Source organism: Sideroxyarcus sp. TK5, assembly GCF_054601595.1.
Window position 1 is genome coordinate 440,298 of sequence record NZ_BAAHSJ010000001.1, and the last position, 25,864, is coordinate 466,161.

Annotated in this window: 20 protein-coding genes; 5 read left to right on the plus strand and 15 right to left on the minus strand. The window is 61.8% G+C overall.

Annotated elements, in window-relative coordinates; genetic code table 11:
* Positions 1-107 precede the first annotated feature (107 nt).
* Genes ACYPYQ_RS02235 through ACYPYQ_RS02245 form a run of 3 tightly spaced genes read left to right on the plus strand, consistent with a single transcriptional unit; the run spans position 108 to position 2,585 of the window.
* On the plus strand, positions 108-530 hold the full coding sequence (locus ACYPYQ_RS02235; protein WP_459718831.1) for an RNA-binding S4 domain-containing protein: 423 nt from the start codon (positions 108-110) through the stop codon (positions 528-530).
* Positions 531-532: 2 nt separating this feature from the next.
* Entirely contained in the window at positions 533-2,131 is a 1,599-nt protein-coding gene (locus tag ACYPYQ_RS02240; RefSeq protein ID WP_459718834.1) for a bifunctional aminoglycoside phosphotransferase/ATP-binding protein, read from the plus strand.
* Positions 2,132-2,159: 28 nt separating this feature from the next.
* Complete coding sequence (locus ACYPYQ_RS02245) at positions 2,160-2,585, plus strand: bacteriohemerythrin (protein WP_459718839.1); 426 nt, start codon at positions 2,160-2,162, stop codon at positions 2,583-2,585.
* 3 nt (positions 2,586-2,588) lie between these two features.
* Here the strand turns inward: ACYPYQ_RS02245 and ACYPYQ_RS02250 are convergent, their stop codons facing one another.
* The 11 genes from ACYPYQ_RS02250 to ACYPYQ_RS02300 all read right to left on the minus strand — a co-directional run bounded on the left by ACYPYQ_RS02250 (position 2,589) and on the right by ACYPYQ_RS02300 (position 18,340).
* A complete protein-coding gene (locus tag ACYPYQ_RS02250) occupies positions 2,589-4,286 on the minus strand; it encodes a diguanylate cyclase domain-containing protein (RefSeq protein WP_459718844.1) in 1,698 nt (565 codons plus the stop codon).
* A complete protein-coding gene (locus tag ACYPYQ_RS02255; RefSeq protein ID WP_459718847.1) occupies positions 4,283-5,341 on the minus strand; it encodes an extracellular solute-binding protein in 1,059 nt (352 codons plus the stop codon). Before ACYPYQ_RS02255 ends, ACYPYQ_RS02250 begins: the two co-directional genes overlap by 4 nt.
* 4 nt (positions 5,342-5,345) lie before the next feature.
* Positions 5,346-6,533 (minus strand): methyl-accepting chemotaxis protein, encoded by a 1,188-nt coding sequence (locus ACYPYQ_RS02260; RefSeq protein ID WP_459718850.1) that lies wholly within the window; start codon positions 6,531-6,533, stop codon positions 5,346-5,348.
* Between the two features lie 123 nt (positions 6,534-6,656).
* Entirely contained in the window at positions 6,657-7,556 is a 900-nt protein-coding gene (locus ACYPYQ_RS02265) for a recombination-associated protein RdgC (protein WP_459718853.1), read from the minus strand.
* An 88-nt stretch (positions 7,557-7,644) separates the two neighbouring features.
* A complete protein-coding gene (gene parC, locus ACYPYQ_RS02270) occupies positions 7,645-10,038 on the minus strand; it encodes a DNA topoisomerase IV subunit A (protein WP_459718857.1) in 2,394 nt (797 codons plus the stop codon).
* Positions 10,031-12,001, minus strand: coding sequence for a DNA topoisomerase IV subunit B (locus ACYPYQ_RS02275; RefSeq protein ID WP_459718859.1), 1,971 nt, complete (start codon positions 11,999-12,001; stop codon positions 10,031-10,033). Before ACYPYQ_RS02275 ends, parC begins: the two co-directional genes overlap by 8 nt.
* A gap of 33 nt (positions 12,002-12,034) precedes the next feature.
* The gene (locus ACYPYQ_RS02280) at positions 12,035-13,327 is read right to left on the minus strand and encodes a dicarboxylate/amino acid:cation symporter (RefSeq protein ID WP_459718863.1); all 1,293 of its coding nucleotides are present in this window, start codon (positions 13,325-13,327) and stop codon (positions 12,035-12,037) included.
* 96 nt (positions 13,328-13,423) lie between these two features.
* A complete protein-coding gene (locus ACYPYQ_RS02285) occupies positions 13,424-13,714 on the minus strand; it encodes a hypothetical protein (protein ID WP_459718865.1) in 291 nt (96 codons plus the stop codon).
* Positions 13,715-13,932: 218 nt separating this feature from the next.
* Positions 13,933-15,033 (minus strand): phosphoserine transaminase, encoded by a 1,101-nt coding sequence (locus ACYPYQ_RS02290; protein WP_459718869.1) that lies wholly within the window; start codon positions 15,031-15,033, stop codon positions 13,933-13,935.
* Positions 15,026-16,252, minus strand: a complete 1,227-nt coding sequence (locus tag ACYPYQ_RS02295) for an ATP-grasp domain-containing protein (RefSeq protein ID WP_459718873.1) — start codon at positions 16,250-16,252, stop codon at positions 15,026-15,028. The genes ACYPYQ_RS02290 and ACYPYQ_RS02295 overlap by 8 nt, the downstream gene beginning before the upstream one ends.
* 135 nt (positions 16,253-16,387) lie before the next feature.
* Positions 16,388-18,340: a peptidase U32 family protein gene (locus tag ACYPYQ_RS02300; protein ID WP_459718876.1), complete on the minus strand. Its 1,953-nt coding sequence runs from the start codon at positions 18,338-18,340 to the stop codon at positions 16,388-16,390.
* A gap of 208 nt (positions 18,341-18,548) precedes the next feature.
* Between ACYPYQ_RS02300 and ACYPYQ_RS02305 the strand changes: the two genes are divergently transcribed.
* Together ACYPYQ_RS02305 and ACYPYQ_RS02310 are read left to right on the plus strand one after the other, a co-directional pair.
* Positions 18,549-19,028 (plus strand): hypothetical protein, encoded by a 480-nt coding sequence (locus tag ACYPYQ_RS02305; RefSeq protein ID WP_459718879.1) that lies wholly within the window; start codon positions 18,549-18,551, stop codon positions 19,026-19,028.
* A gap of 1 nt (position 19,029) precedes the next feature.
* Positions 19,030-19,791 carry a hypothetical protein gene (locus tag ACYPYQ_RS02310; protein ID WP_459718882.1) on the plus strand — a complete coding sequence of 254 codons (762 nt, stop codon included), beginning with the start codon at positions 19,030-19,032 and terminating at the stop codon, positions 19,789-19,791.
* A gap of 173 nt (positions 19,792-19,964) precedes the next feature.
* Here ACYPYQ_RS02310 and ACYPYQ_RS02315 read toward each other — a convergent pair whose 3' ends face one another.
* The 4 genes from ACYPYQ_RS02315 to acnD all read right to left on the minus strand — a co-directional run bounded on the left by ACYPYQ_RS02315 (position 19,965) and on the right by acnD (position 25,862).
* Positions 19,965-21,854, minus strand: a complete 1,890-nt coding sequence (locus tag ACYPYQ_RS02315; protein ID WP_459718885.1) for a propionyl-CoA synthetase — start codon at positions 21,852-21,854, stop codon at positions 19,965-19,967.
* 62 nt (positions 21,855-21,916) lie between these two features.
* Positions 21,917-23,101 carry a 2-methylaconitate cis-trans isomerase PrpF gene (prpF, locus tag ACYPYQ_RS02320; protein WP_459718888.1) on the minus strand — a complete coding sequence of 395 codons (1,185 nt, stop codon included), beginning with the start codon at positions 23,099-23,101 and terminating at the stop codon, positions 21,917-21,919.
* Positions 23,101-23,259 carry a hypothetical protein gene (locus tag ACYPYQ_RS02325; RefSeq protein WP_459718891.1) on the minus strand — a complete coding sequence of 53 codons (159 nt, stop codon included), beginning with the start codon at positions 23,257-23,259 and terminating at the stop codon, positions 23,101-23,103. Before ACYPYQ_RS02325 ends, prpF begins: the two co-directional genes overlap by 1 nt.
* Positions 23,256-25,862, minus strand: coding sequence for a Fe/S-dependent 2-methylisocitrate dehydratase AcnD (gene acnD / locus ACYPYQ_RS02330; RefSeq protein WP_459718895.1), 2,607 nt, complete (start codon positions 25,860-25,862; stop codon positions 23,256-23,258). Before acnD ends, ACYPYQ_RS02325 begins: the two co-directional genes overlap by 4 nt.
* Positions 25,863-25,864: the final 2 nt, after the last annotated feature.

Sequence of the window (25,864 nt, forward strand, 5' to 3'; positions counted from 1 at the left end):
CCGGCTCGCCCACAATCCGCGGCATCGGATGCGATCATGCGACAGAGGTTCCGCAACCGCACAGACTTTACATATCTTCACGGATCCGACTTCTCAATGGCAACGAAATGAACGAACCGGCAGAAAAACTACGCGTCGACAAATGGCTGTGGGCCGCGCGTTTCTTCAAGACGCGCAGCATCGCCGCCGACGCGGTCGAGAGCGGCAAGGTGACCATGGACGGCGCGCGCATCAAGCAGGCCAAGACGGTGGGCGTGGGCGATGTGCTGGTGATCCGCCTCGGTCCCTACCAGCACGAAGTGGAGATACTGGAACTGTCCGGCAAGCGCGGCCCCGCGCCGGTCGCACAGAAGCTGTATCGCGAGACCGAGGAGAGCAAGCGCAAGCGCGCGATACAGGCCGAGCAGAACAAGCTGCTGCCGCAGTCCGACCTCAAGGGGAGGCCGACCAAACGCGACCGGCGCGAGATCGCGCGTCTGGTGGAAGGCGATCGCAAGCCGCGCAAGAGCGCCTGGGGAGATTTCGACTAGCTATGTCTGCGCTTGCCGATCAGCAACGCCTGGTAGTCGCGCTGCAGCGCGCACATGCGGCGCAGCTGATCGAGACGCATATCTCATGGGTGCTGCTGATCGGCGACTTCGCGTACAAGATCAAGAAGGCTGTCGATCTTGGTTTCCTCGATTATTCATCATTGTCTTCCAGAGGACATTTCTGCGAGGAAGAGTTGCGCCTCAACCGGCGTACTGCCCCCGACCTCTATCTTGAGGTGGTGAGTCTGGGCGGCAGCGCAGTTGCGCCCAGGTTCGGCACGCTGCCTGCCATCGAATACGCGGTTAAGATGCGTCGCTTCGCGCAGGATGCGCTGATGGATGCATGCGTGCGCCGCGGCGGCATCGAACCGTCGCACATCGATGCGCTGGCCGCCGCCGTCGCGCGTTTCCACGAACAGGCAGAGACTGTGGATACGCGGACGGCATACGGTGACGCCGGGACGATACGCGCTGCCGCGCTGCAGAACTTCGAACAGATGCGCACGCTGCTGACGGACAGCACCGATCTGCAGCGGCTCGATACGATGCAACGTCTGACGGAAGCGGAGTGGCTGGCGTGCGCAGAGCATTTCGAGTCGCGCCGGAATGAAGGCCGCGTGCGCGAATGTCACGGCGATCTGCATCTGGGCAACATCGTGCTCGCCGATGGCGTGCCGGTGCCGTTCGACTGCATCGAGTTCGAGCCAGCGCTGCGCTGGATAGATGTGATGGACGAGGTCGCCTTCACCATGATGGATCTGCTGCATCACGGTCGCAGCGATCTCGCCTGGCGCTTCCTGAATGCGTATCTGGAAGCGAGCGGCGACTATTCGGGCGTGGGCGTGCTGCGTTTCTATCTGGTCTATCGTGCGACGGTGCGCGCCAAGGTCGCCGCCATCCGCGCCCGCCAGCCGGATGATGGCGGCACGGCGCACACGCGGCATCTGCAGGCATGCAGGGCGCATCTGGCGCTGGCGCAGCGCTGCCTGTCCGACAGGCGACCGGCGCTGATCATCACGCACGGCCTGCCCGGTTCAGGCAAGACCACCTTCGCGCAATACGTCATCGAACAACTGGGTGCAGTGCGCATCCGCTCGGATGTGGAGCGCAAGAGGTTGTTCGGTTTGTCGGCGCTGGAAGGCAGTCGCAAGTTGGATACGGACATCTACAGCCGCGATGCGACCGCTCGGACTTACGGCTTGCTGCGGGCGCTGGCGCACGGCCTGCTGGCGGCGGGCTATCCGGTGATCGTGGATGCGGCTTTCCTGCGCCATGAAGAACGCGAGATGTTCCGCGCGCTGGCGCAGGAACTTGCGTTGCCGTTCGTCATCGCCACGCTGGAGGCGGACGACGGGACATTGCGCGAGCGCATCCGCCAGCGTCACCATGATGCATCTGAGGCGGATGTGAACGTGCTGGCGAGATTGCAGGAGGCGCAGCAGCCTTTGGATTTCCGGGAACGGGAAGCGGCGTTGAGATTCGACACCGGGCTATCCCCCCGGTCGAAAAGTAATGCACGCAGCTGGCGCGCGCTGTTAAAGTGCGTCCGGGCGGTTGAACTTCGACCGCATACTGGCAGCATGGATCGGCCGTGTCGGTGACCGGGCATCTTCAACAAGGAGCGGGAACATGGCGATAGCGTGGCGGGAGCAACTGAGTGTCGGCAACAACATCATCGACGAAGACCACAAATACCTGATCGAGATCATCAACCGGGTCGAAACCTGTCTCGCGAAGAAGGACATGGCCGCATTGAAGGCGGAGTTGCAGCGTTTGCATGATTATTCGCAGCTGCATTTCGACCGCGAGGAGAAGATCGCCATCGCGGTCGGTTACCAGCAGACACCCGGCTTGCAGCAGTCGCACCAGTCACTGATGGAGAAGCTGGGAAAGATGGAGTCGGGCTTCGTCAACGCGGAACAGACCTGGTCGCCGGAGCTGACCAGAGGCTTTGCCGATTTCCTGCGCAATTGGCTGATCGATCATGTCATCAAGGAAGACCTGCTGATGAAGCCGTCCCTGCAGAAGTACTCCCCCGCTTTCTCGCCCTGGTAGGGTTCAGCGTCCGTTCGATTTGGAGTGGTACATCGCCTGGTCGGCCGCCGCGATCAGCGTCGAGGGCGAGCTGCCGTCCTGCGGGAAGCGGCTGACGCCTATGCTGCCGCCGGAATGCAATTCGATATCCTGGTAGGGGATGGGGGCAGCCAGCGCGGTCTGCACCTTGCGCACCATCTGTTCGATCCGCGCATCCTCCCATGTCCCCTCGAACAGGATGATGAACTCGTCACCGCCCAGGCGCGCCGCCGTATCCGATTCGCGCAGCAGTTCGCGCAGGCGTTGCGCGACCACCTGCAACACCGCATCGCCCGCCGCATGGCCGTGCGTGTCGTTGATGGTCTTGAAACCGTCCAGATCGATGAACAGCAGCAGCAATTGTTCGTCCTGCCGTTTGGCGCGTGCCAGCGCGTGGGTCAGGCGGTCGAGGAACATGCGCCGGTTGGGCAGGCCGGTCAGGCTGTCATGGCTGGCCAGGTGGTCGAGCATCTCCTGCTGCCGCTGCAGGTCCTCGATCTGATGCTGGATCTGCCTCTCCATCAACTGGATGCTGTGTGCCAGTTCGCCGATCTCATCCTTTCTGTCCACCGGCAATGCGCCGATCTTGCCATCCACCGCGAAACGTCTGATCTCAGCCACGATGTGATAGAAGGGGCGGTTGAAGGCGCGCGCCAGGAACACGGCGAGCAGCACCGTCAGTGCGCTGAAACTCAGCACGATGCCCAGCGTGATGGAGGCGAGCTGCCGGCTTTCCGCCATCACGCTGGACAGTGGTTGCGACAGGCCGAGGATGAAGCCGTCGCCGCCTTCCATGCCGGGCACGGGGATCTGGTCGAAGGCGGCCACCAGTGGCTCGGCGGCGGACGGCAGGCTGGAGGTCACGCGATGCGTCGCCGCATTCGGGGCATCTTTCAGCAGTGCCGAGACGGCCGGGAACTCATCCTGCACGCGCGCCTCCTGGCCACGGTCGAAAGCGAAACCGAGGGCCGGGTCGGGATGGATCAGATAGTCGCCCCGCCGGTTCGCCAGATACAGTCTCAACTCCGGCGGCAGGTCGGCAGCCAGCTGGGCGAACAGACCTTGCAGGTCGACGTTGATCACGACCAGCCCGATGGCGCGCTGCCGCGCATCGTGGATGGGGGCGGCCACCTGCAGCGCGGGACGATGTTCGCCCGCATGCGCGCCGATCTCATGGTTGATGGTGGCGCGCGAGACATAGATGCTGCCGGGCAGGAGACGCAGGGTCTCGAACACATAGGGGTAATGTCCCTTCTCCTGCAGTGCTTCGCCGCTGACACGCAACAGGCCATGCATGCCGCGGTCGACGCGGATGCGCTCCAGGCCGTGATTGTCAGCTTCGATCAGGCGCACCTGGAAGTATTCCGGATGCACCGCCATCATCCCCTCGAATATCTTCGCCACGTTCTCTTCGCTGAGCGTCTGGAAACCGCCGGTGCTGCGTTGCAGGATGCGTGGTGCCTGCGGATGCTGCGCGACCAGGCGCACGTCTGCCTTGACATTGTTTAACGCCACCGTCACCTGGCGCATCAGCACCTGTGTCGCGGTCAGCAGGCGCTCCTCTGACGACTGCAGCAACTGTTCGCGGCTGGCCTGATAGGCGAAGTAACCGGTCAGGCCTGTGCCCAGCAATCCGACAAGGACCAGCACCAGACCGAGACGCCAGGCGATGGTGAATCTCATGGTGCCAGCACCCGAGACAGGCGGTCTCCGGAACGTATCCGTTCCCACAGCCTTTCGCGCCGGACGGTGTCTTCCGGCGGCTGCAACCATACCGGTATGCCGTCCGGCTGGCCGTTCCCCTCGTCGGACAGCGTGTTGGACAGTCCCTGCCGTTCGACCAGCAAGCGGCTGGCCAGCGGGCCGAGCAGATGGTCGATCCAGGCGTGCGCCAGTGCCGGGTCGCGTGCATCGCGCGTGATGCTCCAGCAATCCAGCCAGGCCAGTGCGCCTTCCTGCGGCATCACATAACCGATGTCCGCACCGGCATCCTTGAGCATGTGCACCTGCTGCATGCCGTAGTTGGCGAACATCAGTGCGGCACCGTGCTGCATGAACAGATGCACCGACTCCTCCGGCTGCGTGTAGAAGCCGAGCACATTGCGCCGCAATCCGATCAGGTGTTCTGCGGTGCGCGGCAGGTCGGCGGGCGCGATGCGGAAAGGGGAGGCGAGTCGCAGCGACTGCGCGGCCAGCGAGAAGCTATGCGTGCCGCCGTCGTAGGCGATGACCTTGCCGCGATAGCGTTCGTCCCACAGCGCGGAGATCGAGCGGGGCGGTGTCCGGAACTGCTTGCGGTCGTAGATCAGTCCCATCTGCGAATAGGTGTAGGGGGTCGCGTAAACCTTGCCGTCGCGCATCAGCCCGGGGATGGCGGACAAGGCGCGAAAACGCGGCAGTTGCATGCGCGTGTTGGGGATGCTGTCCAGGCGCAGCGGCTGCACCAGATCTGCTGCGAGATAACGTTGCAGTTCGGCGGCGTTGACGGCGAACACGTCGTAGTTGCGGGTGTTGATCTTCTCCCACAGCGAGGCGTCCGAGGTGACGACGGTCAGCTCGACCCGCACCGCATGCCGTTGCTCGAACGCGCGCACCACTTCCGCCTCGGCGTAACCAGGCCAGGCCAGTACCCGTAACACGGGCTGCGCCGCGCCGGCCGGGGCGGATGCCAGCACGAGCAGCGACACGACTGGCAGCAGCAATCTCCGGCAGGTCGAGAGGAAGCGGGAAAGTGCCATGCGCTCAGACCATGAATCTGTGGGTGGCCTCGTTCAGTGTGTGCGCCGTGTCTATCATCCGCTCCGATTCCCGGACGCACAGTGATGTGAGCTTGGCGGTCTCGTCGGTGCTGTGCTGGTTCTCCTCGATACGCTTGAGCACCAGCCCCACCAGCATCTGCTGGTCGTCTGCCGCTTCGCGCACTTCCTCCACCGAAGCCTTCATCGCGGCCGTCGCCTGTTCGATCTGCACGAACGTCTCGGATGAGAGTCTGGAGGCGCGCAGGCCGTCGACGACGGCATTGGCGTTCTCTTCGGAGATGCTGACGGTGGATGCTACATCGGCGCTCACCTGCTTGAGCACGCCGTCGATGCGCGTGGTCGCCTGCGCGGCCTGCTCGGACAGTTTCCGGACTTCATCCGCGACCACGGCGAAGCCGCGCCCCTGCTCGCCCGCGCGTGCCGCCTCGATGGCCGCATTGAGCGCCAGCAGGTTGGTCTGGTCCGCGATGGCGCGGATGGCGGAGACCGCCGTCTCGACCTCCCTGGCGCTGGCCTCCAGACTGTTGGCATTGGCCGAGATCTTGCGGCTGGCCGCATCCAGCACGGAGATGGCCTGCTCGGTCGCGGACACATGCCGGACCCCGTTGCGCACCAGTTCATCGGCGGAGGCGGCACTGCCGCCCGCCGAGTCGGACAGTTCGAGGATGGTGCGCGAGGCATCGGCCATGCCGTTGATGACCTTGATGATCTCCTGCTCGTTCTGGCGGTATTCCGCCATGCTGGCACCGAGCGAGTTCATGGAGTCGCCGATCTCGCGCGCGGTCGCATCCACGGTGTTGGCGGATGCCGTCATCTCGCCCAGCGTGTCGCGCAGGCCGGAGGCCATGGCATCGAAGCCGCCGGTGATCTCGCCCACCGTGTCCGCGCTGCGTATGCCGCATCCCTCGCGCAGGTCGCCGTTGCGTATGCGTTCGGCGGCGACTGCCACCTTGCGCAGCTTGCCCACCAGCAGCCATTCCAGCAGCAGGTGGTTGAAGATGCCGATGGTGATGCCCGCCACGATGCAGCCGACGATGAACCAGCCCAGCATGCCGGGCTTCCATTGCACGAAGAAATTGGCATAGAACGGGAATATCAACCCCATGAGCAGGCCGAACCCGAGGAAGGAATACTTCAGTTGCTTGAGAATGGAGGGGGACTTGTTCGCCATTGCCGTCCTTTCGAAATAAGGTCTTGCTGCAATAATCCTGTGCAGCATATGCCTGTTTCGGCAAGAAACAATAATGCTTTAGTGTGTCCCACCCTCCTTCCTTGGGGGTGGGCGGCCGGGGGACTATGCCGCCGGTCTGCTCTCGCCGCCCAGCGCCTCGACCAGAGCGGGCAGCAATTTCTTCAGTTCGCCGCTCATCAGGGCGAAATCGGCATCGAAGGCGTCGTCCTGCGCATCGCTGTCGGCCTGCTCCTTGAGCAGGTCCAGTGCCTGCAGGCGTTTGATCTGGCCGTTCTCGTGCAATACGAAGGAGATGCGGTCGTACCAGGTCATCGCCAGCCGGGTCACTTCCTTGCCTGCGCTGATGTGCTTGGCGATCTCTTCCGCTTCCAGCGAGTGGCGCACATAACGCACGGTGGCTTTCTCTTCGCCCGAGGCGCGCAACTCGCAATCTCGGTCGACGGTGAACACTGAGGGCAGTTCCTCGCCCGCCAGCCAGGAGGTCATCGCGGTGGTGGGGGAGACTTCCGTCTTGAGCGGCGTGAAGGCAATGCCGTCCACCGACTTCACCAGCAGTTCCACCAGTTCGTCCGCCTTGGCCAGGTTGGCTGCATCCAGCACCAGCAGTCCAGCGGCGGTGTCTATCCATGCATACGTGCGGCGGCGAACGGCGAAGGCGCGCGGCAGCAATTCGTCGGTGACCGCTTCCTTGAGTTGCTTCATCTGCTTGCGGCCCGGCTTGTAGCCTTGCTGTTCTTCCATTTCCACTGCACGGTCTTTGCAGATGGTGTTGATGACCGATGCGGGTAGCAACTTCTTTTCCGCGCCGAGGCAGATCAGCATCTGCTTGCCCAGCGTGTGCACGAAGGACGGCTCAGCCTCCTTGGGCGGTATCCAGCCCGCGCGTTGCAGCTCCAGACCGGAGCAGGGCTGCAGTGCATGTTGCGAGAGTTTCTCTTCCAGTTGTCCGGGAGTGACGTCCCATTTGTTGAGACGATAGACGATCAGATTCTTGAACCACATGATTGCGTTTTGCCTTGCAGAAAAAGGGCGCGATCCTCGCGCAGATGCGTGCGGGTGCCGCCATGGCGACACCCGCGACGCGCGTGACTTACGATTGCAGGCCGACCACCACCGACTTGCCTTTCAGCGCCAGCGCCTTGCCCATGCGGGCGCGTTTGCCGAAATGGCTTTGCAGATCCTTGTCGTTGAGCGTCAGGCTCTGCTCCTTGCTGCCGCTGGAGGTGATGACGGTGACCTTGGGCTGACCGGCCACGGTCACCGCGGCCAGCTCGTCCCCGTCCGCCATGCCCATCACCACCACGCCCTTGCCGCCGCCCGCGAGCTGTTTCATCTCGGCCAGCAGGAAGGCGAGCAGACGACCGGATCTGCAGGCCGCCACCACCAGCGCATTGTCGGAAGGCGTGAACAGGGCAGGCGGCAGGATCGCTTCGCCTTCCACGCTGATGAACTGTTTGCCCGCCTTGTTGCGTCCCACCATGTTGCCCAGCGTGCAGGTGAAGCCGTAACCGGCGGCGGTGGCCAGCAGCACATGCTGTTCTGCCTTGCCGCACAGCACATGCACGATCTTCGCGCCGGTCGCCACTTCGATCAGCGTCGCCAGCGGCACGCCGTCGCCGCGGCCGCCCGGCAGCAAGTGCACGGGGATGCTGCACACGCGGCCGTTGCTGCAGATCACGATGCAGTGGTCGGTGGTGCGGCATTCGAACGCGCCCAGCAAGCCATCGCCGTCCTTGAACGAGATGCCCGCCAGATCGAGTCCGTGGCCCTGACGTGTACGGCCCCAGTGTTTCTTCGAGACGATGACTGTCACCGGTTCGTCCACCACCTGCGTGGTCAGCACCACGCGTTCGGCTTCCTCGATCAGCGTGCGGCGCTCGTCGCCATAGGTCTTGATGTCCTCGTCGATCTCTTTCGCCACGCGGCGGCGCATCATGGCATCGGAGGCCAGCAGTTTGCCCAGCTCTTCGCCTTCGTCCTTCAGTTGCTTCAGTTCGCGCTCGATCTTGATGCCTTCCATCTTCGCCAACTGGCGCAGACGGATCTCAAGGATGTCCTCGGCCTGACGGTCGGACAGATCGAAGCGCTCGATCAGCGCGGGCTTGGGTTCGTCCGATTCGCGGATCAGTGCGATCACCTCGTCCAGGTTCAGGTACACGATCATGCGACCGTCGAGGATGTGGATGCGGTCGTTGACCTGTGCCAGACGATGTTCGCAACGGCGGCGCACCGTGGCGATACGGAAGCTCGCCCACTCGCGCAGTACCTCGGCCATCGGCTTCTGGCGCGGCCTGCCGTCCAGACTGATCATCACCATGTTCAGTTGCAGCGAACTTTCCAGACTGGTGTGCGCGAGCAATATGGTCATCAGCTCGTCCACCGACTGGCGGCTGGACTTCGGTTCGAACACCAGCCGCACCGCATTGTCCTTGTCCGATTCGTCGGTCACCCTGTCCAGCACCGATAGCAGCAACTGCTTGTTCTGCACCTGCTCCTGCGTGAGTGCCTTCTTGTTGGCGCGCACCTTGGGATTGGTGAGGTCCTCGATCTCTTCCATGATCTTCTTGGCCGAAGTGCCGTGCGGCAGTTCGTACACCGCCACGCGCCACTGGCCGCGCGCCAGTTCTTCCACTTTCCAGCGCGCGCGCATCTTGAGCGAGCCGCGACCCGTGCGGTAACACTCGGCGATCTCGCGCGGCGAGGAGATGATCTGTCCGCCGCTGGGCAAGTCGGGGCCGCTGATCGAGGCCAGCAATTCCTCGTCGGAACATTTCGGATCGCGCACGCAGATGGCGGCGGCAGCGCCGATCTCGCGCAGATTGTGCGAGGGGATCTCGGTCGCCATGCCGACCGCGATGCCGGATGCGCCGTTGAGCAGCACCATGGGCAGACGCGCCGGCAGCATGGCCGGTTCGTCGAAGTGGCCGTCGTAGTTCGGCTGCATGTCCACCGTGCCCATGTCCAGTTCGGACAGCAGCAGGTCGGCGATAGGCGTCAAACGCGCTTCGGTGTAGCGCATCGCGGCGGCGTTGTCGCCGTCGCGCGAACCGAAATTGCCCTGGCCGTCCACCAGCGGATAGCGCATGGAAAAACCCTGCGCCAGTCGCACCATCGCCTCGTAGGCCGACGAGTCGCCGTGCGGGTGGAACTTGCCCAGCACCTCGCCCACCACGCGCGCGGACTTCACATGCTTGCGGTCGTGCGCCAGCCCCATCTCGCGCATCGCATACAGGATGCGGCGCTGCACCGGCTTCTGGCCGTCGCACACGTCTGGCAGCGCGCGGCCCTTGACCACCGATACCGCGTATTCCAGATAGGCGCGCTCGGCATACTGCGCCAGCGGCACCGAGTCACCATCCGGCGGCGGGGGCAGCGGCGCGAACTGGCGTGCGTTGCCGCCGCCGTCGCCTGCCGCTGCTTCCACTACTTCCTGTTGCATTGCTTCTTCCGGTTGTGCGCCTTCTTCTTCGAAAAGATCAGACATCGCCTGTTACCTCGTTACCGTGATATTCCAGCCAGGCGCGGCGCGCGCCCGACTCCTGTTTACCCATCAGCATGTTCATGACGCGATGCGTATCTTCTTTTGAAGATGCATCCAGCGCCACGCACAGCGCGCGCCGCGTGTCCGGGTTCATGGTGGTGTCCCACAACTGTTCCGGGTTCATCTCGCCCAGACCTTTGAAGCGCGAGATCGACCATGATCCTTCACGCACCTTGTCCTTGCGCAGACGGTCTTCGATGGAAGTCAGCTCGTCCTCGTTCAGGGCGTAGATCTTGCGCATCGGCTTCTTGCCTTGCGCGGGCACATCGACGCGGAACAACGGCGGCTGCGCGAGGAAGATGTGACCGTCCGCGACCAGACGCGGGAAGTGGCGGAAGAACAGTGTCAGCAGCAGCGTGGCGATGTGCGATCCATCCACGTCCGCGTCGGCCATGATGTAGATGCCCTTGTAACGCAGGCCGGACAGATCGACGTTGTCGGTGAGGTCGTGCGGATCGACACCGATGGCCACCGCGATGTCATGCACCTCGGCATTGGCGAACAGGCGGTTGCGATCCACCTCGAAAGTGTTGAGCACCTTGCCGCGCAACGGCAGAATGGCCTGGAACTCCTTGTTGCGGCCCTGCTTGGCCGAGCCGCCTGCGGAGTCGCCCTCGACCAGGAACAGCTCGTTGCGCTCCGGGTTGAAGTCGGCCGCGTCGGTCAGCTTGCCCGGCAGCACGGCGACTGCGGAGCCTTTCTTCTTCTCCACCTTCTGCGCCGATTTCATGCGGCTCTGCGCCTGCTTGATCACTACTTCGGCGATGCGCTTGCCGTAATCGACGTGTTCGTTCAGCCACAGCAGCAGTGGATCGGTGACCATGGTCGAGACGAGTTTCAGCGCGGTGCGCGACACCAGCCTGTCTTTGGTCTGGCCCTGGAAGGAAGGGTCGAGCACCTTGGCGGACAGCACGAAGCTGGCGCGGTTGGCGACGTCGTCCGAAGTCAGCTTCACACCCTTGGGCAGCATGCCGTGCAGTTCGATGAAGCTCTTTACCGCGTTGAACATCGCGTCGCGCAGGCCGGAATCGTGCGTGCCGCCGTTCCAGGTCGGGATCAGGTTCACATAGGACTCGCGCGTGATCGCGCCTTCCTCGGTCCACGCCAGTGCCCAGCTCGCGCCTTCGCCTTCGGCATAGTTGTCGTCGTTCTTGCCGACGTAGCGCTCGCCGGAGAACACCGGCGCGATCAATGCGCCGCCGTCTTCCTGCGCGTCCAGCGCCTGCGTCAGGTAGCCGCGCAGGCCGTCGGGATAGTTCCACTCCTTCTTCTCGCCGCTCTTCTCGATCAGCAGCGTGACGGTCACACCCGGCAGCAGCACCGCCTTGGAGCGCAGCGCGCGTTCCAGTTGCACCAGGTTGACGTTGGGTGCATCGAAATATTTTCCGTCCGGCCAGACGCGCACCGTGGTGCCGGTCTTGCGCTTGGGACATTCGCCCACGCGCGCCAGCGGCTGCTTCGCGACGCCGTGTTCGAATCGAAGATGGTGTTCGCCGCCGTCGCGGAACACGGTGACCTCGAGCGCGGTGGACAATGCATTGGTCACCGCCACACCCACGCCGTGCAGGCCGCCGGAGAACTGGTAGGCGCCGCCTTTCTCCTTGTCGAACTTGCCGCCCGCGTGCAGCACGGTGTAGGCGACCTCGACCACGGACTTCTTTTCCTCCGGATGCAGGCCGACCGGGATGCCGCGCCCGTCGTCCGACACCGTCACCGAACCGTCGATGTGTGCGGTGACGACGATGTTCTTGCAGAAACCGGCCAGCGCCTCGTCGCAGGCGTTGTCCACCACCTCGGCGATGATGTGGTTGGGGTTGTCCAGCGTGGTGTACATGCCGGGGCGCTGGCGCACGGGGTCCAGGCCGCGCAGCACCTTGAATGACGACTCATCGTATTTGACGCTCAACGGAGACTCCTGAATAGAACAACTTGCTGATTATTAAGCTTTGCTTTGGACGGGAGGCGTATCGGGCAACACGTTCTCCTCGCCATCCAGACGCGCGATGATAACCGCCCCGCATGAATCGCTGAAGACATTCACCGACGTGCGGCACATATCCAGCACGCGATCCACCGCCAGGATCAGGCCGATGGCCTCCAGCGGCAGGCCGATGGCACTCAGGATGATGGCGATGGCGACCAGGCTGGCGGAGGGGATGGCCGCCACGCCGATGGAGGTGACCAGCGCCAGCAGCACGACGGTGAACTGCTGCACGAAGCCCAGCTCGATGCCGTAAGCCTGCGCGATGAACATCGCCGCCACGCATTCGTACAGCGCGGTGCCGTCCATGTTCACCGTCGCGCCCAGCGGCAGCACGAAGCTGCTGGTGCGGTTGGACACGCCCGCGCGTTTCTCCACGCATTCCATGGTCAGCGGCAGGGTGGCGGCGGAAGAACTGGTGGAGAAAGCGGTGAGCAGGGCGGGGGCCATGGCGCGGTAATGGCGCAGCGGGCTCACGCCGCCTACGAAATACAGCAGGGCAGGCAGCGCCAGCAGGGAATGTATCGCCAGCCCGGCCAGCACGCTGAAGAAGAACCAGGCCAGCGGTGCGATGGCAGCGAAGCCGGTGCTAGCCACCACCTTGGCTACCAGCCCGAACACGCCGATGGGCGCGAACTTCATCACCCAGTCGGTGATCTTCATCATCACCTGGAAGATGCCGTTCCAGAGTTTGTACTGGCTCTCGGCGTAAGGCTCCTCGATCCGGGTCATGAAGAAACCGAACAGCAGGCTGAAGAAGATCAGCCCCAGCATCTGTCCGTCGGCTGCGGCGGACACGATGTTGGTGGGTACCATGCGCAGGAAGATGCCCACCAGGTCGCCCGCACCTTTGTCCTCGATGCTGGCCGCCACCTCATCGCTCACCTGCGCCATGCCGAGTCGTTCCTTCGCCGGTTGGCCGTCGATGATGCCGGGTGCGGTCATGTTCACGATGGCGAGGCCGATCAGGATGGCGAACAGGCTGGTGGTCGCGTAATAGATCAGCGTTTTTGCGCCCAGCCGCCCGAACGCGCCGCCCCCGCCGATGCCCGCGATGCCGACGATGATGGACGACACCACCAGCGGCACGATCAGCATCTTCAATGCATTGAGGAACAGCGTGCCGATGAAATCGAACACCGCGTACCAGCGCACGCCGAACAGTGTGGCGTCAGTACCCGCGACAGAGCCGGCGATGGCGGCCAGCAAAAGGGCGATGAGGATCTGCCAGTGCAGTTTGAGTTTGGTCATGGTTGCGGATATTCAGGTCGCGCCGGTCGTGGGACCGGCGCTGGTTTGGTGCGCAGTGGCTGCGCGGCGACTAGGTTGCGTTTGCCAGCTTGTGCTTCACTCTTGCGCACATCGCGCGATCTCGGCGTTGTCCGTCAGTTCGAGGCAGTGTCTGAAATCCAGATCCTTGGCACGCGGCTTGTTCGATGTGCTGTGCTTGTTGGGCTTGGCGGGTTTCATGGCCGGAGCGGGCGCTTCCGCTGTCTCCGCTGCGACCGGCTTCAACTCTTCAACTTCCAGTCTGGTGGCTGTGCTGCTATGCCCGCTGCCCTCTTCGCCGGCTGCAAATACGGTTGCACCGGTCAGCATCATCGCAGCGGCAAGCAAAGACATAAGATAATTTTTCATGAATGACTCCCTGTATCCGACTTCAAGCTATCGATGAAATGTTGCATCACGAGTGCCGGAGTATAGAGACTTTGCCGGGTTCGGCAAAATGAATATCCCGGTGTGAGAGAAGGCTGGTTGTGACCATTCGGCGCAGTAATGATAACGCCGGATGTGTGCTGCAATTTAAATGCTGTCTTTCAATATGCAAGGATGAGATGCGTGTTTCCGGGCGACGATCAGCCGTTCGCCTTCCTGAACTCCGCCATGAATCCAGACAGCTCTTCCACCGCCGACAGCGTCAAGCCGTTATAGAGCGAGGCGCGTATGCCGCCGATGGAGCGGTGTCCCCCCAGGCCGGAGAAGCCTGATGCGGAACAATCCTGCAGGAAGCGTTGCTCCAGTTCCTTGCTGGGCAGGTTGAAGGATACGTTCATCTGCGAGCGGTCGGCGATGGCGGCGTGGCCGCGATAGTAACCGTCGCTCTCATCCAGTGCGCGATACAGCAGTTCGGCTTTTTGTGTGTTAAGCGCGGCCATTCGCTCCAGTCCGCCGATCTCGTTCATCAACCAGCGCGTTACCAGCAACACCACGTAGATGGAGAACACCGGCGGGGTGTTGAAGATGGAGTGGGCTTTGATGTGGCTGCGGTAATCGAGGAAGCCGGGCAGGTCGTCCGGTGCGTCCTTCAGTATCTCGTCGCGCAACAGCACCACCGTCACCCCGGCGGGGCCGATGTTCTTCTGCGCATGCGCGTAGATCATGGCGTAGCGGTCCGCCGCGCAGGGGCGCGACAGGAAATCGGACGACATGTCGCACACGCGCGGCACGTCGTCGCGGCCGAGCACGCGCTGGAACTGCAGGCCTTCCACGGTCTCGTTGGAGATGTAGTGCAGATAGGGCGCGTCCGGCGAGTAGTCGAGTTCCGCATCGGTCGGCAGGCGGTCGAAGTGGTTCGCTTCGCCGCTCCACAGCACGCGCACCGGGCCTTCGCGCTTCGCTTCGGCCAGCGCCTTGCCGCTCCAGTAGCCGGTGTGCAGATAGTCCGCAGGCGTTTTTTTGCCGCGTAACAGCGTCATCGGGATCATGGAGAACTGTTGCGTCGCGCCGCCTTGCAGGAACAGCACGTGGTAGTCCTTGTTCAGGCCGAGCAGGGTGCGGATGTTGTCTTCCAGTTCCTGCACGACGGCGGCGAACCAGTCGGAACGGTGGCTGATGCCGAGGATGGAAAGTCCCACTTCCGGCACGGCGATGATGGCCTGCTGTACTTGTTGCAGCACGGTCTCCGGCAGCGCGCCGGGCCCGCCGGAGAAGTTCAGCCGGTTGCTGGGCTTAGCCATGGCGGCTCGCGGTCAGGCGTTGCAGATAGGCGCGGAAGGCATCGCGCGCCTTGGCGATGTGCTGCTGTTTGTAGGGGAACAGTTCTTCCGGGTCCATCGCGTGCACGACCATGGTGTGGTCGATCTCGAAGATGAGCAGCTTGCCGTCGCGCGTCTCGGCGCCGTCGATGAGCAGATAGTCCAGACCCGTGCGGCGGTATATCTCGTCCAGCGCATTGCGATGGCGTTGCGCGAAGTCGTCGAAGTGTTCCATGAAGGCGAGTTCCTCGGCGCGTTTGTTCGCGTCCTCGTACATGCCCGCGTTGAGGTAGTGGATCATCCAGTTGCCGGACACGGCCATGTGGCAGGCGTAGGGCTGGCCGGCTATGAGCGCGATGCGGAATTTGCGGAACAGGCCGTCGTCGCCGCTGTAGTCGACGAAACGCGCGATGAAGAGATCGCTTGCCTGTACCTTGGCAAGATACGCCGCCAGTTCTTGCGCCGAGGCGATGCGCGCCAGATCGCGTCCCGCTTGCGAGTCGTAGGGGCGCACGATGATCGGATAGTCGTTGCCGGGGAAGTTCGCGGCGAGCGTGGTCTGGCCTGCGGCGATCGCCTGCAACACTTCGCGTCCACAGCGCAGTGTAGGCGGCATCTCGATACCGGCTGCATCCCGCAGCAGTTCGCTGGCCGCATCGCGACCGACGCAGGGGATGTGCTTCGGCTGGTTGATGACCGGTTGCGGCCAGTCATGCAACTTTTCTTCCAGAGCGAGCAGTGTGGCGCGGTTGGCATCCGATTCGCTGATGGCGACCAGTACCGCATCGTGTTCGGGGATGGGCAATGCGAGCGGGTCTGGCTGGCTCACGTAATACAGGATCAGGTCCACGTCCGTGCGTTCCAGCAGGCAGTCGATGGGCGTGTTGGCCGCGATGTCGCCGGGTGCCATCAGTACCAGCAAACGCGTGAGGACAGGCTGCTGCATCGCCGGTAGACGGTAGATGCGCTGTTGCTCCAGCGCTATGGCCTGGATGGACAGGCCGATGTCGCGCTGGCCGATGCACTGCATGGCGACCGACAGGTTCATCCACAACTGGCCGTCGGTCTGCTTCTGCTGCGCTTCGGCGAGCAGGGCTTCGGCATAGGGTTTCAGGTCTTGTCCGGAGACGCTGGCGCGCAGGAAAGGGGCCAGTCCCAGGAAGGTCGTCTCGGAAGTGTTCTGCTCGGTGGTGGCGTTCATTGCTTTACTTTATTCAGGGCGAGGGGCAAGGATAGTTGAAAAGTACGGCTTTCGTGCCGCGAATAGCGCAGGAATTCCTTGATTCAACTTCGCTTTGGCGACAGGGAACATGCCGGACCCGCATGCTCGTCACGGTCAGGCGGACGGCCGTTGCTTGTGGAAGGTGAGCGGGATAATGGAAGGCGGAGGTGATTTAAGGATGTACTTCTTCGCCTTGCCCATCACGTGCATCTCGCACTTGCGGCAATCGAATTCCAGACGCAGGCGCTCACTGCCGTTGACCAGCGTCATCGGCTCGGCGCGCACCTGGCCCTGCACGCCGATCACCCCCTTGGCCTGTTTCGGGCACAGGCTCAGCGAATAGCGGATGCAGTGGCGCGTGATCATCAGTGGGACTTCGCCGGGCTCTTCGTGCGCCTCGTAGGCGGCGGCGATCAGCTTCACGCCGTGCTGCGCGTAGAAGTCGCGCGCGGCGCTGTTGTACACATTGGCGAGGAAGGAGAGCGTTTCTTCCGGATAGGTGGCAGGCGGTTGCACCGCCGCCTTGCGCGGCAGCGGCACATACGCAGCCAGGCGCGCGGCCTCCAGCTTTTCCACGGCATCGCGGCGCAAGGTGTTGAGCAGCGAAGAGGGGATGAACTGCGGTTGTGACCAGTGCACGTCTGCACCTTCCAGTTCGAAGTCGGTATTGCCCATGCGTGCGAGCTGCGCACGTACGGCGTCCTCTGCTTCTTCCGGTTGCTTCGCGGGTTGCTTGTCGAAGTCGGCGCTCGCGCTGACTTCGATGTCGTCCTCGTCGTGCAAGGTCAGCGTGTAACCCGTCGCGGTTTCCGCCAGCGTGGCGTGCACGCCGATCTTGCGCTCCGCCGACTTCTTGCTGAGCGCCATCTCCCACGCGTGGTCGCTGTTGCGGTTGATGGTGAGGCCGACGCGCAATCCAGTCAGTTCAGCCATCTTCTCGTTCGGCCACACGCGCCATGCCGCGCCCACCTGCTTCACCGTGTTTGCGCGCAAGCCGCGCGTCTCGCGTTTGTGCAGGTAGTTGAGGCCGTCGCCGTTCGAAAGCTGTTCGGTGGTCTCGATCTCGAACCAGTCCGGCCCGAGCTTGCTGATGCTGCCCAACGGCAGGCCGACGAAGCTGGGCGCATCGAACGCGCCGATGTCGATCTGGCGGCCGTTGGCGAAATAGTCGGTCGCGCCGCGATGGAAGGTCTTGTCCGGATCCGGTGTGAAGAACAGTTTCGTGGTGCCGCTGGAAGCCGCATGCAGGTCGTGGCGGTTCTCCAGGATCTCGTCCAGCAGGCGGCGGTAATGGCCGGTGATGTTCTTTACATACGGCGCATCCTTGTAGCGCCCCTCGATCTTGAAGCTGCGCACGCCCGCCTTGACCAGTGCACGCAGGTTCGCGCTCTGATTGTTGTCCTTCACCGACAGCAGGTGTTTCTCGAACGCGACGATCTGTCCCTTGTCGTCTTCCAGCGTGTAAGGCAGGCGGCAGGCCTGCGAGCAGTCGCCGCGATTGGCACTGCGTCCGGTGTGTGCGTGGCTGATGTTGCACTGGCCGGAATACGCGACGCACAACGCGCCGTGGATGAAATGCTCGATCACTGTGTCGCTGGGCGCCGCCGCGCGCACCTTGATGATCTCCTCGATGGTCAATTCGCGCGCCAGCACCAGTTGCGAGAAACCGACATCGGCGAGGAACTTCGCCTTCTCCGGCGTGCGGATGTCGCATTGCGTGGAGGCATGCAGGTCGATGGGTGGCAGGTCGAGTTGCAGCAGCCCCATGTCCTGCACGATGAGCGCATCCACACCGATGTCGTAGCAGTCCTGCGCCAGCCTGCGTGCAGGCTCAAGCTCCGCATCGTGCAGGATGGTGTTCAGCGTGACATAGACCTTGGCGTGGAAACGATGCGCATAACGCACCAGCTCCGCGATGTCGGCCAGGCTGTTGCCCGCCTTGTCGCGTGCCCCAAACGAAGGGCCACCGATATACACCGCATCCGCCCCGTGCAAGATCGCCTCGCGCGCGATGGCGACGGTCTTGGCGGGAGCGAGCAGTTCGAGGGAGGAGAGGGGGGCTGACATGGCGGCGCGATTATACGCGAGCAGGTTTGATCAATCACAATCACACTTTCTTGCAGATACATGCAATGCATCACCTGGTGACTCTCACAACATATGCAGTCTATGACCTATATATTTTGGCATATGGTTAATAGGGGGATTTCCTGCTAAGTTTCGCTGAGATGGATATTGCTAGGGTATTACTTAACTGATGGAAAGGGGTGCAGAAATGGGGCAAGCGAAAATTGAAATTACAATTGGACAGATTTCCTTCTCTGGCGAAGGAGAATCATCTTGGCTGTCTGAGCAGTTAGATAAAATTCTCGAGAGAGCTGAAAACCTGATGTCGTTAGCCCCTATTCCAGCTATACCCGCTGCCCTAGGTATTAATGGCGCTAGTCATGAAGCGGCAAATTTATCAGGCCATGCTGAAATATCTTCCAAGCCGTTAGCAATTTGGCTGAAGGAGAAAGGTGCAGATACAAATCAAAATCTTAAATTTCTTGCGACTGCCATCTGGCTCGAATCGAAGGGGCAGAACAGGCTGCAGACCAAAGATGTAACCTCAGCCCTAGGTACTGCAAATCAAAAACGACTTGGTAATGCAGCTGAAAATTTGAATCAGAATGTTAAACAGGGGTTCTGTGAAAAAGAAGGAAAGCAGTTTTACGTGACTGAAGAGGGTAAGCGTAAGTTAGGCATCAATTAATATGGCTGAACTCAAAACACTCCTAGGCTCCCTACCCGAAGGGTTAAGAACTCCATTGGTTCAGGAGTATAAAAAGCTCACTCAAAACTATATGGAGCATCGGTGGGAGCCTGCCGAGCTCAGCGCTGGAAAAATATGTGAAATAGCCTATTCCATAATTAAAGGCCACGTAGACGGCAATTACCCAATCTCGCCATCCAAGCCAAGAAATATGGCTGAGGCATGCAGGAAACTTGAAAACGAAACGTCCTTGCCAAGAAGTTTTCAGATACTAATTCCTCGAATGCTTCCAGCGCTATACGAGATCAGAAACAACCGAGGAGTTGGACATGTAGGTAGTGATGTAGATGCGAATGCGGTAGATGCCACGTTAATGCTTACGATGGTCAATTGGATTATGGCAGAGCTTGTTCGAGTGTTTCATACGGGCACATTGGAAGAGGCTCAAATTGCGGTAGATGCGCTCGCACAGAGAAGCACACCTTTGGTATGGGATAGTAATGGACTAAAAAAAGTATTGTCTCCAAAAATGAACTTGAAAGAACAGATTCTATTGTTGGCATCATCCACAGAAATGGATGTTTCCATTGAGAATCTGATGAAGTGGACGGAATCAACCAATAAAACCTACTACAAAAAAACTTTGAAAGTCTTACATAAAGAAAAGCTTATTCACTTTGATGAGAAGGCTGGAGTTGTCACTTTGTTGCCTGCAGGTAGCCACGCGGTAGCAAGCATAATTGAGCAGCATGCGAATCCGTAATTAGCCAATCGAATTTGTTTCTTCAGAGCGCTGACTTCTAGAGCACTTCGTGTTGTGCTAAGCATGAATAATCCAGCTGTCTGGATTGTCTCCATCACCAGCTGTTTTCGCCGACAAGCAGTTCCTATGACTTCACCCCGCCAAGCTAGATATGGCGGGGTTTTAGTTTTCGCTCAAGCAACGATCTTCTTACTACGCAACGTCTCAATGATCTCGTTGATCACTCCCGGGTCGTCGATGGTCGAAGGCACGTTGTAAGGCTTGCCATTGACGATGCCGTTCAGCGTCTTGCGTAGCGTCTTGCCGGAGCGGGTCTTGGGCAGGCGTTTCAATATCACCGTGTCCTTGTAGCAGGCGATGGCGCCGATGTTGTCGCGGATGCGTTTGACCAGTTCCTGTCCCAGCTGTGTTTCGTCTACGCTGACGCCGGATTTCAGCACCACCAGCCCCATCGGTATCTGCCCCTTCAACTCGTCGTCGCGCGCAATCACGGCGCACTCGGCCACGGCCGGGTGTCCAGCCACGACTTCCTCGATCTCGCCGGTGGAGAGGCGGTGTCCCGCCACGTTGATCACGTCGTCCACGCGGCCCATCACGAACACATAACCTTCGTCGTCGATGTAGCCGCCGTCGCCAGTGGTGTAGTAGCCGGGCAGGAATTGCAGATAGCTGTCGCGGAACTTATTGTCGTCGCCCCACACGCGGTTCATGCAGCTGGGCGGCAGCGGCAGCTTGATGGCGATGTAGCCCTGCTCATTGCGCGCCAGTTGTTTGCCGTTCTCGTCCAGGATGCGCACGTCGAAGCCCGGCGTCGGCAGGGTGGAAGAACCCAGTTTCACCGGCAGCGGCTCCACCCCCCACAGGTTGGCGGTGATGCCCCAGCCGGTCTCGGTCTGCCACCAGTGGTCGACCACGGTCTTGCCGCTCTTCTCGGTCAGCCATTCCTGCGTGGGCGGGTCGAGGCGTTCGCCTGCGGAGAAGATGACTTGCAGGCTGCTCAGATCATACGGCTTCATCAACAAGGCATCGGGGTCTTCTTTCTTCACGGCACGGAAGGCGGTGGGCGCGGTGAAGAAGGACTTCACCTTGTACTCGGAGATGATGTGCCACAGCGCACCCGCATCCGGCGTCATGATGGGTTTGCCTTCATAGACGATCGTGGTGCAACCGTGCAGCAGCGGGCCGTACACGATGTAGGAGTGGCCGACCACCCAGCCCACGTCCGACGCGGCCCAGAACACGTCGCCCGCTTCCACGTTGTAGATGGCTTTCATGCTGTAGTTGAGCGCCACCGCATGGCCGCCGTTCTCGCGCACCACGCCTTTCGGTTTGCCGGTGGTGCCGGAGGTGTAGAGGATGTACAGCGGGTCGCTGCCTTTCACCGGGGTGCAACCGACCGCCTTGGCTTTCGCCAGCAAGGTCGTCCAGTCGTGGTCGCGCCCGGCGACGAGCGATGCGCTCGCCTGCGGACGTTGCAGCACCACGCAGCTTTGCGGTTTGTGTGCGGCGAGGTCGATGGCTTTGTCCACCAGCGGTTTGTATTCGATGACCTTCTTCACCTCGATGCCGCACGATGCGGTCATGATGACCTTGGGGGTGGCATCGTCGATGCGCACGGCCAGCTCGGGCGGCGCGAAACCGCCGAACACCACCGAGTGGATCGCGCCCAGCCGCGCCACCGCCAGCATGGCGACCACCGCTTCGGGGATCATCGGCATGTAGATGATGACGCGGTCGCCTTTCACCACGCCCAGGTCGGCCAGCATGCCCGCCGTGCGCGCGACCTGGTCGGTCAGCTCGGCGTAGCTGATCTTCGCTTTCGTGTTGGTAACGGGGGAGTCGTAGATGATCGCAGTCTGGTTGCCGCGCCCGTTCTTCACATGATGGTCGAGCGCCATGTAGGCGGTGTTCATCTCGCCGTCGGCGAACCAGTGGCCGATGCCGTCGGCATCCTTGCTCAGAATCTGCTGCGGGAACTTGTACCACTCCAACTGTTTTGCCTGGTCACGCCAGAAGCCCTCGGGATCCTGCATCGAACGGTCATACTCTGATTGGTAACTCATTTCGAATCCTCCCTGATGGTGCAGCCCATGCGGGCAAAAAAAGTTATTCGGTTAAAACGAATCTAAAAACTATCTCCCGGAACACGCACATAGCCTTCCATCAGGATGCGCGCGCTGCGGCTCATCGTGACTTTCTCCACCTTCCACTCGCCGCCGTTTTGGCTGGCGGCCGCACCGACCCGCAAGGTGCCGGAAGGATGGCCGAATTTCACCACATCACGTTCGCCGCCGCCCGCGGCCAGATTCACCAGCGTGCCGGGGATCGCCGCGGCCGTGCCGATGGCAACGGCTGCCGTGCCCATCATGGCATGGTGCAGCTTGCCCATCGACAGGGCGCGCACCAGCAGATCGACTTCCGACGCTTTGATCGTTTTGCCGCTCGAAGACACATGGTCAACAGGCGGTGCGACGAAGGCGATCTTCGGGGTGTGCTGGCGGGTTGCGGCTTCTTCGGGGGTCTTGATCAGCCCCATGCGCAATGCGCCCGCCACGCGGATCTTCTCGAACCGCGCCAGTGCGGCCGGGTTGGTGTTGATGGCTTCGCGCAGTTCGGTGCCGGTGTAACCGATATCCTTTGCATTCACGAACACGGTCGGGATGCCCGCGGTGATCATGGTGGCCGGGAAACTGCCGACACCGGGGACATCGAGCTGGTCGACCAGATTGCCGGTGGGGAACAGGTTGCCGCCTTCTTCGCCCTCGTCGGACGGGTCCATGAAATCCAGCACGATCTCGGCGGCGGGGAAGGTTACCCCGTCCAGTTCGAAATCGCCGGTCTCATGCACCTGACCGTTCCTGACCGGCACATGCGCGTTGATGGTCTTGCTGATGTTGGCCTGCCAGATGCGCACGGTGCAGACGCCATCTTTAAGGCGCGCAGTGTCGATGTAGCCGGCATGGATCGCGAAAGCGCCTGCGCCCGTGGAGAGGTTGCCGCAGTTGCCGCTCCAGTCGACGAAGTCCTTGTCGATGGAGACCTGGCCGTAGAGGTAATCCACGTCATGGCCGGGGCGCGTGCTCCTGGACAGGATCACGCACTTGCTGGTGCTGGAGGTCGCACCGCCCATGCCGTCGATCTGCGCGGCATAGGGGTCGGGGCTGCCGATCACGCGCTGGAACAGTTTGTCGCGCGCCTTGCCCGGCACCTGCGCTGCCTGCGGCAGATCTTCCAAGCGGAAGAACACGCCTTTGGAAGTACCGCCGCGCATGTAGGTGGCGGGGATTTTGATTTGTGGGGCGTGGGACATCAGGACACCTCTAGTAATTCGTCACACCGGCGCAGGCCGGTGTCCAGCAATAAATAAGAGCAGTGCGACGCGCTGATAAAACTGCTTTTTTTATATAACCGCTGGATTCCGGCCTTCGCCGGAATGACGGAGTTTGAATTTTTTGAGATGCGCATCATGCCGCTCCTTCGAGGAAGTCCTGCGCGAAGCGCTGCAACACACCGCCCGCTTGATACACGCGCACTTCGGCAGCAGTATCCAGTCGGCAGGTCACCGGGATGCGCACGGTCTCGCCATTCTTGCGGTGCATCACTACGGTCAGCGCGGCGCGCGGTGCGATGCTGCCTTCCACATCGAAAGTCTCGGTGCCGTCGATTGCGTAAGTCTTGCGCGTATCGCCCGCCTTGAATTCCAGCGGCAGTACGCCCATGCCGACCAGGTTGGTGCGGTGGATGCGCTCGAAACCTTCCGCCACAATGGCTTCCACACCGGCCAGGCGCACGCCTTTGGCCGCCCAGTCGCGCGAGGAACCCTGGCCGTAATCGGCACCGGCCACGATGATGAGATTCTGCTTGCGTCCCATGTAGGTCTCGATGGCTTCCCACATGCGCATCACCTTGCCGTCCGGCTCGACGCGGGCGAGGGAGCCTTTCTTCACCTCGCCGTTGACCACGGCCATCTCGTTGACCAGTTGCGGGTTGGCGAACGTGGCGCGTTGCGCGGTGAGGTGGTCGCCGCGGTGCGTCGCGTAAGAGTTGAAGTCCTCTTCCGGCAGGCCCATCTTCGCCAGGTATTCACCGGCGGCCGAGTCGCGCAGGATCGCGTTCGAAGGCGACAGGTGGTCGGTGGTGATGTTGTCCGGCAGCACGGCCAGCGGACGCATGCCTTTCAGCGTGCGTTCGCCCGCCAGTGCGCCTTCCCAGTAGGGCGGACGACGGATGTAGGTGGACTGCGGACGCCAGTCGTACAACGGGCTCTTTGCCGCTTCGATCACGCCCAGGTCGAACATCGGTGTGTAGATCTGCTTGAACTGTTCCGGCTTCACGCTGGCAGCAACGATGGCGTCGATCTCCTCGTCGGCAGGCCAGATGTCTTTCAGTGTGACCGGCTTGCCCGACTTGTCGGTGCCCAGGGCATCCTGTTCGATGTCGAAGCGCACCGTGCCTGCGATCGCATAAGCGACCACCAGCGGTGGCGAAGCGAGGAAGGCCTGCTTTGCATAGGGATGGATGCGGCCATCGAAGTTGCGGTTGCCGGAGAGCACGGCGGTGGCGTACAGGTCGCGGTCTATGATCTCCTGCTGGATCTTCGGGTCAAGTGCGCCGGACATGCCGTTGCAGGTGGTGCAGGCGAAGCCGACGATGCCGAAGCCCAGCTTCTCCAGTTCAGTCAGCAGGCCCGCTTCTTTCAGATACAGCTCGGCGACTTTGGAGCCGGGCGCAAAGGAAGTCTTGACCCAGGGCTTGCGCAGCAGACCCAGTGCGTTGGCTTTCTTTGCCAGCAATGCGGCGGCCACTACGTTGTGCGGGTTGGAGGTGTTGGTGCAGGAGGTGATGGCTGCGATGATGACCGCGCCATCCGGCATCAGTCCTTGCGCTTCTTCGGCCTTGCCTGCTGCCAGCTTGGCTTCGTCGGCGATGCCGCGCTCGTGCAGGGCGGAGGTGGGCAGGCGGCGGTGCGGGTTGGAGGGGCCTGCCATGTTGCGCACCACGCTGGACAGGTCGAATTGCAGCACACGTTCGTATTCGGCGGCAACCATCTGGTCCGCCCACAGACCGGTGGTCTTCGCGTAGTTCTCCACGAGGGCGACCTGTTCGGGATCGCGCCCGGTCAGCTTCAGGTAGTCGATAGTTTGTTTGTCGATGTAGAACATCGCCGCCGTAGCGCCATACTCCGGGCACATGTTGGAGATGGTGGCGCGGTCGCCGATGGAGAGGCTGTCCGCACCTGCGCCGAAGAATTCGACCCAGGCGCCGACCACTTTTTCCTTGCGCAGGAACTCGGTCAGCGCCAGCACGATGTCGGTGGCGGTGATGCCGGGCTGGCGTTTGCCCACCAGCTTCACGCCGACGATGTCCGGCAGCCGCATCATGGAAGGCAGGCCCAGCATCACGGTCTCGGCTTCCAGACCGCCGACGCCGATGGCGACCACGCCAAGGGCATCGACGTGCGGGGTGTGCGAGTCGGTGCCCACGCAGGTATCGGGGAAGGCAACGCCTTCGCGCGCCTGGATCACCGGTGACATCTTCTCCAGATTGATTTGGTGCATGATGCCATTACCGGCGGGGATCACATCGACGTTCTTGAACGCGGTCTTGGTCCACTCGATGAAGTGGAAGCGGTCTTCATTGCGGCGGTCTTCGATCTCGCGGTTCTTGCGGAAGGCATCCTTGTCGAAACCGGGCGCTTCCACGGCCAGCGAGTGGTCGACGATCAACTGGGTCGGCACCACCGGGTTGACCAGTGCGGGGTCGCCGCCCTGATCGGCAATCGCATCGCGCAGACCGGCGAGGTCCACCAGTGCGGTCTGGCCGAGGATGTCGTGGCACACCACACGCGCGGGATACCAGGGGAAGTCCAGGTCGCGCTTGCGCTCGATCAGTTGCTTCAGCGCATCGGTCAGTTCATCCGGTTCGCAGCGGCGCACCAGTTGTTCGGCCAGCACTTTGGAAGTGTAAGGCAGCTTGGCATAAGCGCCGGGCTGGATGGCTTCGACGGCGGCCTGCGTATCGAAGTAGTCCAGTTTGGTTCCGGCCAGAGGTTTACGGTATTTACTGTTCATGA